The following is a 14,259-nucleotide window of genomic DNA, read 5'->3' as shown; positions in this document are numbered from 1 at the left end:
GGCCCTCGCGGTCTCACGCGACAGGCGCCTCGTTGAGCAGAGCATCCAGCTCCTCGGCCTCGGGGACGCCGAGATCCACGTAGATCGCGTGGGCCTGCCGGAAGCCGGCCCGGGCCTCGCCCGGGTCCCCCAGGCCGCGGTGCGCGTGGCCGATCCCCGCGTACGCCCGGGCCTGCTGGTCGCGCGAACCCACCTGGACGGCGATGCCGAGCGCCTCGGTGTGCGCCTGCAGGGCCTCGGCGGGGGTCCCCGCGAGCCGCGCCGCCTCGCCCAGGCCGTTGTACGACCACGCCTGCCCGGTGACGTCACCGGTCTCCTGGCACGCGGTCAGCGCCCGCCCGAAGTACGCCGCGGCCTCGTCCGGTTCCGCCAGGCGCAGGTGCAGCATGCCGAGCGAGTCCAGGATGTACCCCCGTGAGGTCACGATGCCCAGCTCGTCGGCCGTGGCCAGGGAGCGGCGCAGACGCTCGCCGGCGGTCGAGTAGTCCCCGCGCTCCATGTCGTTGTTCGCCAGGTTGTTGAGCGCGATGGACTCGCAGTAGCGCGCCCCGATCTCCTGGAAGATCGTCAGCGCCTGCCGGCAGCGCTCGTAGGCGGCGTCGTGGTCCCCCAGCCTGGCCTCGACCCCGACCATGCCGTTGAGCACCGAGGCCTCGACGAACCGGTCACCCGACCGCTGCGCCACCTCGAGCGCGTGCCGGTGCCGGTCCCGGGCGCCCCGGTGGTCGCCCCGCCGGTGGGCGACCGTCGCCAGGTTGGTGAGCGTGTGTGCCTCCCCGGCGAGGTTGCCGACCTCGCGGAACAGCGCGAGCGCCCGGTGCAGGTGCTCCAGCGCCGTCTCGTACCGGCACGCCTGCGAGTGTCCCACCCCGAGCTGGCGCAAGGCGTGGGCCTGACCGGACCGGTCGCCCACCGCCTCGGCGGCCCGCAGCGCGTGCGCGTTGACGACGAACTGGCCCACCGGATGAGCGCTGTTCACGTACCGGTGCAGGATCAGGGCGATGGCGACGGCGTACGCGGCGTCCTGCCGGTCGGCGGCGTGCTCGGCGACGGCCGCCAGGCAGAGCTGCTCGGCCTGGAGCCAGGCCGTGGCACTGCGCGGCTCCGACACGTCGGGCAGGGGGACGTCCGGAACCCGGTCGAGCTCGTACTGCACCTCGGCGGGGTACAGGGTGCTGACGGCGGCGTGGGCCGCGGCACGGTAGTAGTCGAGGAGCCGCTCCTCGGCCGCGGCACGGTCCTGCCCGGTGTCGTGGGTGCGGGCCAGGTGGGCCGCGTAGGCACGCAGGAGGTCGTGCATGCCGTAGCGGCCGGGTGTGGTGCGGTGCAGCAGGTGGGCGGCCACGAGGGTGTCCAGGACCCGGCGGGCGCGGTGGGGTTCCAGGCCGGTCAGGGCAGCCGCGGCGTAGGGGTCGAGGTCGGGACCAGGGTGCAGCCCCAGCCGCCGGAACGTGCGGGCCGCCTGGTCGGGGAGGTGCTGCACGGACCAGGAGAACACGGCGTGCACGGCCGCGTAGGGGTCGCCGCCCGGGTCGAGCAGCTCCAGCCGCTCCTGCCGGTCGGCGAGCTCCGCGGTGATCTCGGTCAGGGAACGGTCGGGCTGGGAGGTGGCCAGCACGGCCGCGACGCGCAGCGCCAGGGGCAGTCGGGCGCACTGCTCGGCGAGGGTCGCCGCCGCGTCGGGCTCGGTGGTGACACGGTCACCGATCAGGCGGTGCAGCAGGCGGTTCGCCTCCGCGGCGGGCAGCAGGTCGAGGCCCACCTGGTGGGCGCCGTGCAGGACGACCAGGCCGGCGAGGCTGTCCCGGCTGGTGACCAGGACCAGGGACGACCCTCCGCCCGGCAGCAGGGGGCGCACCTGGGCCACGCTGCCCGCGTTGTCGAGCACGATCAGCATGCGACGCCCGGCCAGCTCGCTGCGGTACCGGTCGGCACGCGACTCGTCGTCCAGGGGGACGTCCCGCTCGGCGATGCCCAGGGCGGTCAGGAACCGCGCCAGGGCGTCGGCGGGGCGTACGGGCTGGTCGGGGTCGTAGCCGCGCAGGTTCACGTAGAGCTGCCCGTCCGGGAACCGGTCCGCGACCCGGTGGGCCCAGTGCACCGCGAGCGCCGTCTTGCCGACGCCCGCGGTCCCGCTGATGACGGCGACGCCGGCCGCGGTGAGCCCGGTCAGCAGGTCGTCCAGGCGGCGCAGGTCGCCCGCCCGTCCCGTGAACGCGGCGACGTCCAGCGGTAGCTGGGCGGGACGCGGCCGGTCGGCTGGCTCACCCGGGACCGGACCGGTCGCCGTCAGGTCCCCGGGACCGGCAGGAGCCGACGCGGCCGCGGGATCCGCAACGGCCAGGCCCGGGTCGTGCCGCAGGATGCGCTGGTACAGCTCCTGGAGATCAGGGCCGGGGTCGCTGCCCAGCTCGTCGGCCAGCCGTTCGGCGACGAGGCGGTAGTGCTCCAGTGCGTCGGCCTGCCGGCCGCACCGGTACAGGGCGAGCACGAGCTGGGCGGCCAGCCGCTCGTCCAGCGGGGCCCGGTGGGCGGCCGCGGCTACCTCGGGCAGCAGGCGGCCGTGCTCGCCACGGCGCAGCAGCAGGTCGTGGTGGTCCAGCACGGCCGCGTGCCGCTCGGCGTCGAGGGTGACGGCGACCGACCGGAGCCAGTCGCTGTCCAGGCCGGCGAACGGCTCGCCCTGCCACAGCGCGAGCGCCTCCCGCCACAGCGCGCCGGCGTCCGCGTCGTCACCGCCGTCGACGGCGCTACCGACGGCGCCCGCAGCACTTCCGGCGGTGCCCCCGTCGGCGCCCCGGCGGCGAGCCCGGGCCACCAGGGCACGGAACCGGTGCAGGTCCACCTGGGAGCCGTCCGCCGCCAGCACGTAACCGCCCGGCCCGTGCACGGGCACCGGTCCGCCCGCGCCGTCGAGCACGGAACGCAGCCGTGAGACGTAGGCGTGCAGGGTCTGCCGCGCGCTGCGGGGCGCCGACCGGCCCCAGACCCGATCGACCAGCAGGTCCAGCGGGACGACGGCCCCCGGCTCCACCAGGAGCGCCGCCAGCACGGCCCGCTGCCGGGCCGAACCCAGCGGGACCGCGCCCCGTTCGTCGTGCGCGGCCACGCCGCCGAGCAGCTGAAACCGGATCACGCCGTCCACCCCCAGACAGAAAACTCAGGATAGAGGAGGCGAAGAGCGGCAAGGTAGTACATATGCCGCCGGGGTCACGCCGGATTCATGCGGAGCGGGGCGCGTACATGATGACGGCCACGCCGACCAGGCAGATGAGTGCGCCGGTGACGTCCCAGCGGTCCGGACGGAAGCCGTCCACGACCATCCCCCACGCCAGCGAGCCGGCGACGAACACGCCGCCGTACGCGGCGAGGATGCGCCCGAAGCTCGCGTCGGGCTGCAGGCTGGCGAAGAACCCGTAGATCCCGAGCGCGACGACGCCGGCGCCGATCCAGATCCAGCCCCGGTGCTCGCGCACGCCCTGCCAGACGAGCCACGCCCCGCCGATCTCGAACAGCGCCGCGCCCAGGAACAGGACGACCGACCTCAGCAGCATCATGCGCTCGACGGTAGACGGCTTGGTGCTTGCGGGGCTGTATCGAAAGATGTCAACATAGAAGTACATCAATGCAAGCGAGGTGCCGACGATGACCGCTCTCTCCCCGCACGGCGCCGCCGAGTCCCACGCGATCGGCCTCGACGCGGCGACCGCCCTGGCGGCGACGCTGAAGGCGATGGCCGACCCGCTCCGGCTGCGCATGCTGTCCGCCGTCGCGACCAGCGTGTCCGGCGAGGTCACCGTGGGCGAGCTCGCCACCCTCACCGACGTGTCCCAGCCCACCGTGTCCCACCACCTCAAGGTGCTGCGCGACGTCGGCCTGCTCACGGCCGACCGGCGCGGCACCTCGGTCTGGTACCGCGTCGAGCCGGCGTACCGCGGGGCGGTGAGCACGCTGCTGGACCGGTTCGCCCCGGCCGCGGTCGACGTCGGCCGGACCCGGCAGCTGGCCGGGCTGACGAACGTGGAGCCCGCTCTCGACCGCCTGGCGGCGTCGCTGGCCGAGCGCTTCCCCGGCACACCGCCCGGCGAGTGTGCCCGGGTGGTCCGCGAGTCGTACGCCGCCCTCGTGCGCCGGGGTGGCGAGGCCACCTACCTCGTGCCGCTGACCGAGCACTTCGCGCGGCAGCGGATCGTCGACGCCGAGAAGGCCCGCGCCCTGGAGCTGGGCGCGGCGGGTGAGCACCTGCCGCAGGTGCTGTTCGTCTGCGTGGCCAACGCGGGCCGGTCCCAGCTCGCCGCCGCCCTGATGCGGCACCATGCGGGCGACCGCGTGGTGGTCCGCTCGGCGGGGTCCGCGCCCGCGGCGGAGGTGCACGCGGGCGTCCGCGCGCTCCTGGAGGAGCTGGGCGACGGCACCTCGGCCGACCAGGTCGACGACGTGACCCGTTTCTACCCGAAGCCGCTGACCGACGACGCGGTCCGTGCCGCGGACGTGGTGATCACCATGGGCTGCGGCGACGTCTGCCCGGTGCTGCCCGGCACGCGGTACGAGGACTGGGCGGTGGGCGACCCGGCCCTCGCCTCCCCCGCCGGCGTGGCGGCCATCCGCGACGACCTGGACCAGCGCGTGCGCGCCCTGCTCGCCGATCTCGTGCCGGAAGCCGCCTGATCCTACGGACGACCTGACCCGTACCCCACCACCCCGCACCCACCGGAGCCCCTTGATGAGCCTCACCGAACCGACCACCGAGACCAAGCCGTCCGCCCTGTTCGTCTGCGTGCACAACGCGGGCCGCTCCCAGATGGCCGCAGGGTTCCTGCGCGCGCTGTCGGGCGGCGCCGTCGAGGTGCGCTCGGCCGGCTCCATGCCCGCCGAGATGATCAACCCCGTCGCCGTGGAGGCGATGCTGGAGAAGGGGGTCGACATCCGCGGCGAGCAGCCCAAGGTGCTCACCACCGAGGCGGTCGAGGCGTCGGACGCCGTCATCACCATGGGGTGCGGCGACGCCTGCCCGTACTACCCCGGCAAGAACTACCAGGACTGGGAGCTGGACGACCCCGCCGGCCAGGGCCTCGAGGCGGTGCGCCCCATCCGCGACGAGATCGAGCGGCGCGTGCGACGGCTGCTGGCCGAGCTCGGCGTGGAACCCGTCGCGTGACCGCCCTCGAGGCGCCGGCGCTCGGCAGCCCGCCGACCCCGATCACACCGGGGGACCTCGCGGCGACTCGGCCGGCGTTGTGGCGGCGCGCGGTCGCCGAGGCGCTGGGCACGTGCCTGCTGGTCACGACAGTGGTCGGATCCGGCATCACGGCACAGAACCTGTCGCCGGACGACGTCGGGCTGCAGCTCCTGGAGAACAGCCTCGCCACGACGCTCGGACTGGCCGTACTGATCGCCGTCCTGGGTCCGGTCAGCGGCGCCCACCTCAACCCGGTGGTGACGGTCGTCGACTGGTTCACCGGCCGGCGGGACGGCTCCGGTGTGCGCATCGCCGAGGGCGGCGCCTACATCGCCGTGCAGATCGCCGGCGCGATCGGCGGCGCACTGCTGGCCAACGCCATGTTCGGCATCCCGGCGGGCCTGTCCGCCACCGAGCGCGCGACCGGACCGCACCTGCTGGCCGAGGTCGTCGCGACCGCCGGACTGGTCGTGGTGGTCCTGGCCCTGACCCGGTCCGGTCGGGCCGCGTGGATCCCGGCGTCCGTGGGTGCGTACATCGGCGCCGCCTACTGGTTCACCTCCTCGACCTCGTTCGCCAACCCGGCCGTGACCGTCGGCCGTGTCGCCACCGACACGTTCGCCGGTATCGCACCCGGTTCAGTGCTGCCCTTCGTCACCGCGCAAGCGGTGGGCGGCGCACTGGGGCTGCTGGTCGCCACCGTGCTGCTCCCCGAGGCCGAGGCCCGGCCCGGGCCGAAGGCGCTTCCCGAGACTGCGTGAGCACCCCGAGACCTGCCACCGGAGGGCAGGTGCACGCACCCGCCCTCCGGTCACCGCACGTCACTCGTCTCCGGACCGCCCGTGCCGGACACCGGTCGCGAATCCGGCCGTGACAGGCTCAGCACCCGCGGCCCGTCCAGGCGCCGGGTTCGCCGCCCCACCGCACCCGGACGCCGTCTCGGCGGGTACGCCCAGACCGATCGTCACGGCCTGGGGGACCGCCGGGACCGCACAGCACCCGCCGCCGGACGTGCCCGCCAGCGCCTCGGACGAGACCACACCGTCCACATCGGCGGCCAGCGCGAGGTCGGAGGAGCAGACACCGGTCTGCGGCAGGTCCAGCTCGACGGCGTCGGCGGCCGCCCGGTCCCCGGCCAGCGCCGCGACCACGGACCGCACCTGCTCGTAACCGGTGGCCAGCAGAAAGGTGGGCGCTCGCCCGTACGACTTCATGCCGACCAGGTAGAAGCCGTCGTCCGGGTGCGCGAGCTCCGCCTCGCCGTGCGCGGGCACCGTGCCACAGGAGTGGTGGTTCGGGTCGATGAGCGGCGCGATGGCGCGCGGAGCCTCGACCACCGGGTCGAGGTCGAGGCGGACCTCGCGCAGCATGTCCAGGTCGGGGCGGAAGCCGGTCGCGGTGACGATCGTGTCGACGGTCAGGTCGAGCGCGCCGTCGGTGCCGTCCTTGCGCCCTGTACCCAGCACCCGCACGGCGCCCGAGGGCTCAGGCTCCAGGCGCTCGACGGCGACCCGGGTGAGCAGCTCGACGCGCCCCGACTCCACGGCGTCGCGCAGGCGCGTGCCGAGCAGTCCGCGGGCGGGCAGCTCGTCGTCGGCTCCGCCGCCGTAGAGGCGCCGCGCCGAACCGCCGCGGATCGCCCAGAGGATGCGGGTGGTCGGCTCGTCCTGAGCCAGCTCGACCAGGCTGAGCAGGGTGTTCGCTGCGGAGTGACCCATGCCCACCACCAGGGTGGTGCGACCCGCGAACCGCTCCCGGTCCGCCCCCAGCACGTCGGGCAGGGCACCGGTCAGGTGGTCGGCGGCGCGCTCCTCGCCGATCGCCGGCAGGCCCGACAGGCCGAGCGGGTTCGGCGTGCCGTAGGTTCCCGAGGCGTCGATCACGGCGCGTGCCAGGATCTCGTGCACCCCTTCGCTCGTCGTCCAGCGCACCAGGTAGGGGCGCCGCTCGCGCCCGAGCGAACGGGACCGGTCCGCGCCGTCACGGGCGACGGCGACGACACGTGCGCCGTAGCGGACCCGCTCGCCGAGTGCGGCGGCCAGCGGCGCCAGGTACCGCTCGACCAGGTCGGCGCCGGTGGGCAGGGCGTCCGGGGCCGGTTCGGTCCAGCCCGCACCGGCGAGCAGGCGGCGGGCGGCGGCGTCGACGTCGTACCGCCAGGGCGAGAAGAGGCGCACGTGCCCCCAAGAGGCGACGGCCGCGGCCGGGCCGGAGCCCGCCTCCAGCACGAGCGGTTCGAGGCCGCGCTCCACCAGGTGAGCCGCCGCGGCGAGGCCGACCGGCCCCGCCCCGACGACCACGACGGGCAGGCTCTCGCGGGATCCGGACATGATCCACTCCTCAGATCGATACCTATCAATGCGTGAACGAGTACAACGTATCCACAGACTTCGATGCGTGGCAAGATGGTGGGCATGACCACCACGCTCCCCCTGACGGACGGGTCACGGACGGCCACGGAGCCGGCGTCCGGCGCCTGCTGCGCGCCCCTGGTGCGCGAGGCCGCCGACCCGGAGACGGCCGCCGAGCTCGCGCACGTGTTCAAGGCGCTCGGCGACCCGACGCGCGTGCGCCTGCTGTCGGTCATCGCCGCGCACGACGGCGGCGAGGCGTGCGTCTGCGACCTCACCGAACCGGTCGGGCTGTCCCAGCCCACGGTGAGCCACCACCTCAAGCTGCTGGTCGACGCCGGCCTGCTCACCCGCGAGCAGCGGGGCAAGTGGGCGTACTACTCGGTGGTGCCGGGAGCGTTGAACCGGCTGGGGGTGCTCCTGACCGAGGCGGCACGCTGAACGGCTCCGGCACGGCCGGCGGGGACACCGCCGGCCGCGCCGGAGTCGCTGGATGAGCCTCAGTGCAGGAACGACGTACCGCACGACGAGGTGGACACCCACTTGTGCGAGCTGATCGTGTTCGACGCACCGGACGAGCCGGCGCCACCCGCCAGGGAGTCGTCGTTCAGGTTGCTCACGTAGTACTCGGACTTCTTGACGCACGACCAGTTGCCGCTGTGGTTGAAGCCGTTGAACACCATGACCGCCATGCCCGACGTGCCCTTGTGCAGCAGCGAGTGCGCCTTGTTGTTGTCCGTGCCCTGGAAGCCACCCGACGAGTTGCCCCAGTTGGCGTCGTTCCCGTTCGACTTGCCCAGGTAGCCGCTGCAGTTGATGTAGTCGTAGGCGTAGAAGTAGCCCGACGTCGCGTTGTGCCACGCGTTGTCGCAGGCCGTCGAGGCCTGCGCGCTCACAGGGAACAGCGCCCCTGTGATCACCAGACCGAGCGACGCGAGCAGGACGAAGATCTTGCGCATGATGTGTACTCCTTTGGTTGGTTGGTTCCGGTTCAGTACGCCAGCACCCGTTCGGCGTTCTCCAGCGCCACGACCTGCATCCGCCGGTACCCGGCGACCTCGTCGTCGTACTGGTCCAGCCGCGCGCGGTACTCGTCTTCCAGGTCGTGCGCCGTGCTCACCAGCGCCGTCTCGCGGACGGCGCAGGTCGCCTCGGCCACCGCGAGGTCGCGCTCGGCGGTGCGCGCCCGCTCCCCGCTCAGTCCGGCAAGAACGTGGTGCAGGTCATCGCGGACCGCGGGCGGGTCCGGGTAGTCGTAGCCGCGCCGGCCCATGCACTCCGACCAGGCGCCGAGCTGTGTCACGAAGCGCTCGTCGGCGACGATGTCCTGCGCGTACAGGCCCACGAGGTTGGTGGCCACCTTCTCGGTCCGGAACCACGCCGCGAAGTCGCCGTAGAGCTTGTCCTTCGCCTGCGCGAAGCAGCTCTCACGCGGGGTCTGGACCACACCGCCCGCGGGCAGCTCGGCCGTCAGCATGCCGCCGGCCGGGTCACCGTCCAGGGCCACGGACCAGCGCACCCGTTCTGCCTCCGGCAGGGCGTTGGCGTAGGCGTGGTTCGGGTCGCTGCGCTGGATCTCGGCGACCCGGTCCTCCAGCTCCAGCCCGTAGCCGTGCTCCCGCGCCCAGGCGACGTCGTCGAGCACGTAGCCCGAACCCTGCCGCTCCTCGACGCTCGCCACCCACGCCGGCACGTACCGGAAACCCTCGGCCTTCATGCAGTCCCGGACCAGGAGCTCGACCGCCTCGTCCACCCGGACCTGCTCGGCGTCGGTCAGCTCACGGGCCGGGACGTCGCCGGAGCGCGCCGGGCCGGGTTCCAGGCCCGCCGCCGCGGTGCATCCGGCCAGGGTCAGGACGGCGACCGCCGTCACGCAGGTGATGAAGTACGCGCGCCTCATGCCGGTGCCCTCCTCGACGGACCGTTGGTCCGTCCGCCCCTCGGGGGGTCGAGGGGCGGACGCGGCACCATCGGCGCCGCGACCCACCGTAGGAAGGCGGCCTTGCACGAAACATGCAGCCCGCTTGCAGCATCTGCCGCGTCAGACGAACAGCGTCCGGTCCCGCACGCTCCCCGCCACGCGCCCCGCCGTCAGCGCGAGCCGCTTGACCCCGCGACGGCGCACCAGCCGGTCGGGCGACAGCGCCCGGACCAGGCCGCCCGCGACCGTGACCGGCACGCGCCACAGCGGCCGGCGCGGCAGGCCCGCGTCCCGGAACCGCAGGTAGATCCGCACCGACTGGCGCCCGTACCGGAACTGCTGACGCGCCAGGTCGCGCAGCCGCTCCCGCTCGTAGTACACGACGACGGCGTCCGGCACCGCGCGCGTGCGGTACCCGGCGAGGTGCGCCCGGTAGAAGAAGTCGGACTCGTCGCCGCCGCCGAGCAGCGACTCGTCGAACCCGCCGACGGCGTCGTGCACCTCCCGGGCGAAGCCGCAGTTGGCGCCGATGGGGCGCGGCACGTGCCACAGGTGGGTGGAGGTGGCGGGGTCGGTGCCGACGACCGTCTCGTCGGGCAGCCGCCGCTCGACGGCTCCGCCCACGCAGTCCGCCCCCGCGCGGCGGGCCCGGTCCATCGCGGAGATCCAGCCCGGCGTGACGGCGTCGTCGGCGTCGCAGAGCAGGACGAACTCGCCCCGGGCGTGCGCCACGCCCACGTTGCGGGCGTGGTTGATGCCGGGCCGGCCGCTCGCGTCGACACCCCGGACGCGCGGGTCCGTCCGGGCGGCCGCGGCGACGACGGCGCGGCTCTCGTCCCTCGAGCCGTTGTCGGCGACGACCACCTCGAAGTCGCCGGTGAAGTCCTGCGCCGCGAGGGCCCGGAGCTGCCGGCCGAGCGTCGCCGCCCCGTCCCGGCAGGGGATCACCACGGAGTACACCGCGCTCACCGCCCCGCCACGGCGCCACCGGGCCCACCCGCCACGGCGTCACCGGGCGCGCCCGCCGCCGTGTCGGCCTCCTGCGCCACCCGGGCATCCTGCGGGTCCGACCCGTCCGAGGGACGCGGACGCGGGCGCCACAGGATGACCGCGAGCATCACCGGCAGCAGCGGCGTGAGGTGCCGCACGTACGAGCCGTAGTCGGGCTCGAACACGCTCTGCACGACGGTCAGGCCCAGGACGAGCGCGACCAGGCGCGCCCACTGCGGGTCGCTCCGCGCCCGCGCACCCCACAGCCGGACCGCCCGTCCGAACTGGAACCAGAGCACGGCCAGGAACGCCGCGACCATCAGGTAGTACGGCGAGAGCTTGAGGATCAGCGGCAGGGGCACGGCGAACGTCACCAGCACGATCACCGAGTTCAGGAAGCTGCCCACCGGTCCCGCCACGTCGACGAACGGCTCGATCAGCGTGCGCGTGTCCACGTCGCCGATGCGTACCTCGTTGACCTTGGTGCGGTAGAAGTCCAGCTCGACCCCGAGGTAGTTCTGGAAGACGACGGCCAGCACGACGAGGGCTGCCACCGCCGCGGCGATCATCCGGCCCACGGAGAACCCCCGCGCCATGACCACCCGGAACCCGACGTAGCCGCCGATGACGAGGTACCAGTAGTCCCGGAACTCGTGGGCGTAGACGGCCATGGCCGCCACCAGCGCGATCTCGGGCCACCACCCGCGCCGGCGCCACAGCGCGACGAGCGCGATCGGCAGCACGAACACGTCCTTGGAGTACGTGCCGACGTACACCACGGCCAGCACCACCGAGCCCACGACGAGGGCGAGCCCCAGGAGCCCCGCGTTCCCGATCCGTCCCCGCAGCGCCACCAGCAGCACGGTGGCGAACAGGAGGTACCCCAGCAGCCCCGCCCAGACCGGCTGCTCGGCCAGGCCGAGGTCGCGGTAGATCGCGCCCACCGTGCTGAACGACTTGTCCGAGTCGTAGCCCTGGTAGCCGCCCGCGATCGTGGCGATCTTCCGGCTGTCGTACAGGAACCGCTGCGGCACCGCCGGGCTGCCCAGCAGCACGAAGCACGCGCTCCCGACCAGGAGCAGCCCGACGAGGAGCTGCTTCACCGTGCGGTCGCCGTCGATCGCACGGCGTTCGGGGTGCGGGCTCTGCGTCACGCCACCAGCGCCCCTCCGGCGGCGGTCGCGTAGGCCCGCACGACGCCGTCGTGCAGGGCCGTCTCATCCATCTCACCCACGAGACGGTCCCCCGACGCGATCATGCGCAGCCGCTGCCGGGGGTCCTCGACGGCGGCGTGGACGGCGGCCGCGGCCTCGTCCGGCGTGCCGACGGCGGTCAGCCGCGCCCCCTCGAACGCCGGGATGTCGCGGACCACCGCCGGCAGACCGACCCGGGCGGCGTCGAGCACGCTGATCGGGAATCCCTCGTAGGCGGCGCTGTGCAGGTAGACGTCGGAGGCCGCCATCTGCCGCATGACGTCGTCCGCGGTGAGCCACCCCGTGACCTCGACCCCGGCGCCGGCCAGCTCCCGGACGAGGTCCGGGTCGCCGTCGCCCAGCCAGCGGAAGGTGAGCCCCAGGCCGGACGCGTGCGCGGCCCGCGCCGTCGCCGCGTAGAACCGCGGGTCCTTCTGTGCCACCACGCGGCCGACCATCGTGACGGTGCGTCGGGACCCTGCCGCCGCACCGGAGCGCGCCCCGGCCTCACGGACGGCCGCGGACGACGGCGCGTTGGGGATGCGCACCACGTGGTGCGCGCCCATCGACCGGGCGAGCCGCTCCTCGCGCGGGCTCACCGCCGCGACGACCGAGCCGTTCGCCGCGAGGAACCGCTCGGCGGAGCGGACGGCGCGGCGCACGGGGCCGGGCAGGTCGGGCCGCTCGAAGTAGTAGCAGTGCGGCTGGTACACGACGGGCACGGGCAGCCGCCGCACCCGCGTGTACAGACCGGCCCAGCTCGAGTGCGCGTGCACGACGTCGGGCGCCACCTCGTCGACGACGTCCCGCACCGCGCGGACCCGGGCCACGTGCCCGTCCGGGAGGTCCGCCGTGCCCCGGTAGGCGCCGCGGCCGTGCGTGCTCTCGATGCCCGTGGAGAGCAGGTGGTGCTCGGCCTCCGGAACCAGCTCGGTGATGCGGTCGATCGCTCGGCCGACGCCCCCGGAATAGCGGTCCGTGACGTGCAGAATTCGCACCTGCAGATCTCCCTGTCGAGCGCCCTTTACGTCCGGAATTTGCGGCAATAAACCGGGATATCCCAGCGGGCGCGCTTCTCCGGAACGTCGGTTAGATTACCAACGGAAGCGCAGGCAGGCCCGTCAGGGGAACACGTTGAACGTGACCGAATATCTCAGGATCATCCGTAAGCACTGGGTTCCCGTGACCGCTCTGGCACTTGCCGGAATTGTGCTCGCCGGGTTGTTCGCATTCACCAGGACGCCCACCTATACGACCTCCGCGCAGGTATTCGTGTCGTTCCACGGCGCCGAGTCCACGTCCGAGCTCGCCACCGGCACCACCTATGTGCAGCGCCGCGTCGTGTCGTACTCGAACCTGGTGCGCAGCCCGCAGGTGCTCGAACCGGTCGTCGAGGAGCTCGGCCTCGACACGACCCCGGGCGAGCTGGCCACCCGGGTCCAGGCCGCCCCCGTCACCGACACCGTGCTCATCGACATCACCACGACGGACGCCGACCCGACGCTGGCCGCGCGCATCGCGAACACCGTCGCCGAGAGCCTCGCCGTGCGGGTCGACGCGCTGGAGACGCCGCAGGGCGCCGGCGACTCCCCCGTGCAGCTCCAGCTCGTCCGCGAAGCCGTGCCGCCGGCCTCGGCGAGCTACCCGAACATCCCCGTCATGATCCTCGTCGGCCTGCTCCTCGGCTCCGCCCTCGGGGTCGCGCTCGCCGTGCTGCGCGAGATCGTCGACACCCGCGTGCGCTCGGAGCAGGACCTGCGGACCGTCACCGACTCCGCGGTCATCGGCACCATCACCCTCGACGACGAGGCGAAGAGCAACCCGCTCGTCGTGCAGACCAGCCCGTACCACACGCGCTCGGAGGCGTTCCGGCGGCTGCGCACCAACCTGCAGTTCCTGGACCTGGACGGCGGCCCGCAGGCCCTGGTGGTCACCTCCTCCGTGCCGGACGAGGGCAAGACCACCTCGGCGATCAACCTGGCCATCACGCTGGCCGACGCCGACGCGAAGGTCCTGCTGATCGACGCGGACCTGCGCCGGCCCTCCGTCGCCGGGTACCTCGGCCTGGAGGGGTCGGTGGGCCTCACGACGCTCCTCATCCAGCGGGCGACGATCGACGACGTGGTGCAGCCCTGGGGCTCGGCCGGCCTGTACGTCATCCCGTCGGGGGCCGTGCCGCCGAACCCCGCCGAGCTCGTCGGCTCCCGCAGCATGGCCCGGCTGATCGAGGAGACGAGCCAGAAGTTCGACTACGTCATCATCGACACCCCGCCGCTGCTGCCCGTGACCGACGCCGCGCTCATCGCCAAGATGACCAGCGGCGTGCTGATGGTGGCGGGTGCGGGCCAGGTGCGCCGCGAGCAGCTCCGGCAGTCGCTCGCGAACCTGTCCGCCGTCAGCGCGCGCGTGCTCGGGATCGTCCTGAACAAGGCGGGCCGGGAGGCCGACGCCTACGGGGCCGGCTACTACGACTACCGCCCGCACGAGGACGACGCCCCGGCCGGCGGTGCCGACCAGGGCAGGGTGGAGAAGGGCTGGCGCCGCCTCGCGGGTGCGCGGCGGACGCCCGTCAGCGCCACGAGCACGCCGCCCGGAACGCTCCGCGGCTGAGGCGCGCGCCCCGAA

At 73.7% G+C, this 14,259-nt stretch carries 13 protein-coding genes; 5 read left to right on the top strand and 8 right to left on the bottom strand.

Going from position 1 to position 14,259, the window contains the following annotated elements; genetic code table 11:
• Positions 1 to 13: 13 nt before the first annotated feature.
• Entirely contained in the window at positions 14 to 3,136 is a 3,123-nt protein-coding gene (locus ACIBBF_RS12020) for an AfsR/SARP family transcriptional regulator (RefSeq protein ID WP_397413417.1), read from the bottom strand.
• A gap of 85 nt (positions 3,137 to 3,221) precedes the next feature.
• On the bottom strand, positions 3,222 to 3,557 hold the full coding sequence (locus ACIBBF_RS12015) for a YnfA family protein (protein WP_119141971.1): 336 nt from the start codon (positions 3,555 to 3,557) through the stop codon (positions 3,222 to 3,224).
• Between the two features lie 88 nt (positions 3,558 to 3,645).
• On the opposite strand from ACIBBF_RS12015, the gene ACIBBF_RS12010 reads away from it, so the two are divergent.
• The 3 genes from ACIBBF_RS12010 to ACIBBF_RS12000 all read left to right on the top strand — a co-directional run bounded on the left by ACIBBF_RS12010 (position 3,646) and on the right by ACIBBF_RS12000 (position 5,940).
• On the top strand, positions 3,646 to 4,668 hold the full coding sequence (locus ACIBBF_RS12010) for a metalloregulator ArsR/SmtB family transcription factor (RefSeq protein ID WP_397413416.1): 1,023 nt from the start codon (positions 3,646 to 3,648) through the stop codon (positions 4,666 to 4,668).
• Positions 4,669 to 4,723: 55 nt separating this feature from the next.
• Entirely contained in the window at positions 4,724 to 5,158 is a 435-nt protein-coding gene (locus tag ACIBBF_RS12005) for an arsenate reductase ArsC (protein ID WP_397413415.1), read from the top strand.
• Positions 5,159 to 5,235: 77 nt separating this feature from the next.
• On the top strand, positions 5,236 to 5,940 hold the full coding sequence (locus ACIBBF_RS12000; RefSeq protein ID WP_397413491.1) for an aquaporin: 705 nt from the start codon (positions 5,236 to 5,238) through the stop codon (positions 5,938 to 5,940).
• 60 nt (positions 5,941 to 6,000) lie between these two features.
• On the opposite strand, the gene ACIBBF_RS11995 is transcribed toward ACIBBF_RS12000, so the two are convergent.
• Positions 6,001 to 7,509: an FAD-dependent oxidoreductase gene (locus ACIBBF_RS11995; protein ID WP_397413414.1), complete on the bottom strand. Its 1,509-nt coding sequence runs from the start codon at positions 7,507 to 7,509 to the stop codon at positions 6,001 to 6,003.
• Positions 7,510 to 7,593: 84 nt separating this feature from the next.
• Here ACIBBF_RS11995 and ACIBBF_RS11990 point away from each other — a divergent pair, with 84 nt between their 5' ends.
• Positions 7,594 to 7,971, top strand: a complete 378-nt coding sequence (locus ACIBBF_RS11990) for an ArsR/SmtB family transcription factor (protein ID WP_397413413.1) — start codon at positions 7,594 to 7,596, stop codon at positions 7,969 to 7,971.
• A gap of 59 nt (positions 7,972 to 8,030) precedes the next feature.
• Here the strand turns inward: ACIBBF_RS11990 and ACIBBF_RS11985 are convergent, their stop codons facing one another.
• From ACIBBF_RS11985 to ACIBBF_RS11965, 5 genes are all read right to left on the bottom strand, one after another.
• Positions 8,031 to 8,489 (bottom strand): hypothetical protein, encoded by a 459-nt coding sequence (locus ACIBBF_RS11985; RefSeq protein WP_397413412.1) that lies wholly within the window; start codon positions 8,487 to 8,489, stop codon positions 8,031 to 8,033.
• 32 nt (positions 8,490 to 8,521) lie between these two features.
• The gene (locus ACIBBF_RS11980; protein WP_397413411.1) at positions 8,522 to 9,430 is read right to left on the bottom strand and encodes a hypothetical protein; all 909 of its coding nucleotides are present in this window, start codon (positions 9,428 to 9,430) and stop codon (positions 8,522 to 8,524) included.
• A gap of 141 nt (positions 9,431 to 9,571) precedes the next feature.
• Entirely contained in the window at positions 9,572 to 10,420 is an 849-nt protein-coding gene (locus ACIBBF_RS11975; protein WP_397413410.1) for a glycosyltransferase, read from the bottom strand.
• On the bottom strand, positions 10,417 to 11,595 hold the full coding sequence (locus ACIBBF_RS11970; protein WP_397413409.1) for a hypothetical protein: 1,179 nt from the start codon (positions 11,593 to 11,595) through the stop codon (positions 10,417 to 10,419). The genes ACIBBF_RS11975 and ACIBBF_RS11970 overlap by 4 nt, the downstream gene beginning before the upstream one ends.
• Positions 11,592 to 12,632: a glycosyltransferase gene (locus ACIBBF_RS11965; RefSeq protein WP_397413408.1), complete on the bottom strand. Its 1,041-nt coding sequence runs from the start codon at positions 12,630 to 12,632 to the stop codon at positions 11,592 to 11,594. Before ACIBBF_RS11965 ends, ACIBBF_RS11970 begins: the two co-directional genes overlap by 4 nt.
• Before the next feature lie 142 nt (positions 12,633 to 12,774).
• On the opposite strand from ACIBBF_RS11965, the gene ACIBBF_RS11960 reads away from it, so the two are divergent.
• On the top strand, positions 12,775 to 14,244 hold the full coding sequence (locus ACIBBF_RS11960; protein ID WP_397413407.1) for a polysaccharide biosynthesis tyrosine autokinase: 1,470 nt from the start codon (positions 12,775 to 12,777) through the stop codon (positions 14,242 to 14,244).
• Positions 14,245 to 14,259 lie beyond the last annotated feature (15 nt).

The sequence above is a fragment of the Promicromonospora sp. NPDC050880 genome, assembly GCF_044456525.1.
Lineage (GTDB): Bacteria > Actinomycetota > Actinomycetes > Actinomycetales > Cellulomonadaceae > Promicromonospora.
The sequence above is the reverse complement of the archived record's forward strand: the minus strand, read 5'-3'. Positions and strand labels throughout refer to the sequence as shown.

Excerpts from the sequence above, each read along its gene's own strand:
- ACIBBF_RS12015 (WP_119141971.1), bottom strand. The coding sequence starts at position 3,557 with ATGATGCTGCTGAGGTCGGTCGTCCTGTTCCTGGGCGCGGCGCTGTTC.
- ACIBBF_RS12010 (WP_397413416.1), top strand. The coding sequence starts at position 3,646 with ATGACCGCTCTCTCCCCGCACGGCGCCGCCGAGTCCCACGCGATCGGC.
- ACIBBF_RS12005 (WP_397413415.1), top strand. The coding sequence starts at position 4,724 with ATGAGCCTCACCGAACCGACCACCGAGACCAAGCCGTCCGCCCTGTTC.
- ACIBBF_RS11995 (WP_397413414.1), bottom strand. The coding sequence starts at position 7,509 with ATGTCCGGATCCCGCGAGAGCCTGCCCGTCGTGGTCGTCGGGGCGGGG.
- ACIBBF_RS11990 (WP_397413413.1), top strand. The coding sequence starts at position 7,594 with ATGACCACCACGCTCCCCCTGACGGACGGGTCACGGACGGCCACGGAG.
- ACIBBF_RS11985 (WP_397413412.1), bottom strand. The coding sequence starts at position 8,489 with ATGCGCAAGATCTTCGTCCTGCTCGCGTCGCTCGGTCTGGTGATCACA.
- ACIBBF_RS11980 (WP_397413411.1), bottom strand. The coding sequence starts at position 9,430 with ATGAGGCGCGCGTACTTCATCACCTGCGTGACGGCGGTCGCCGTCCTG.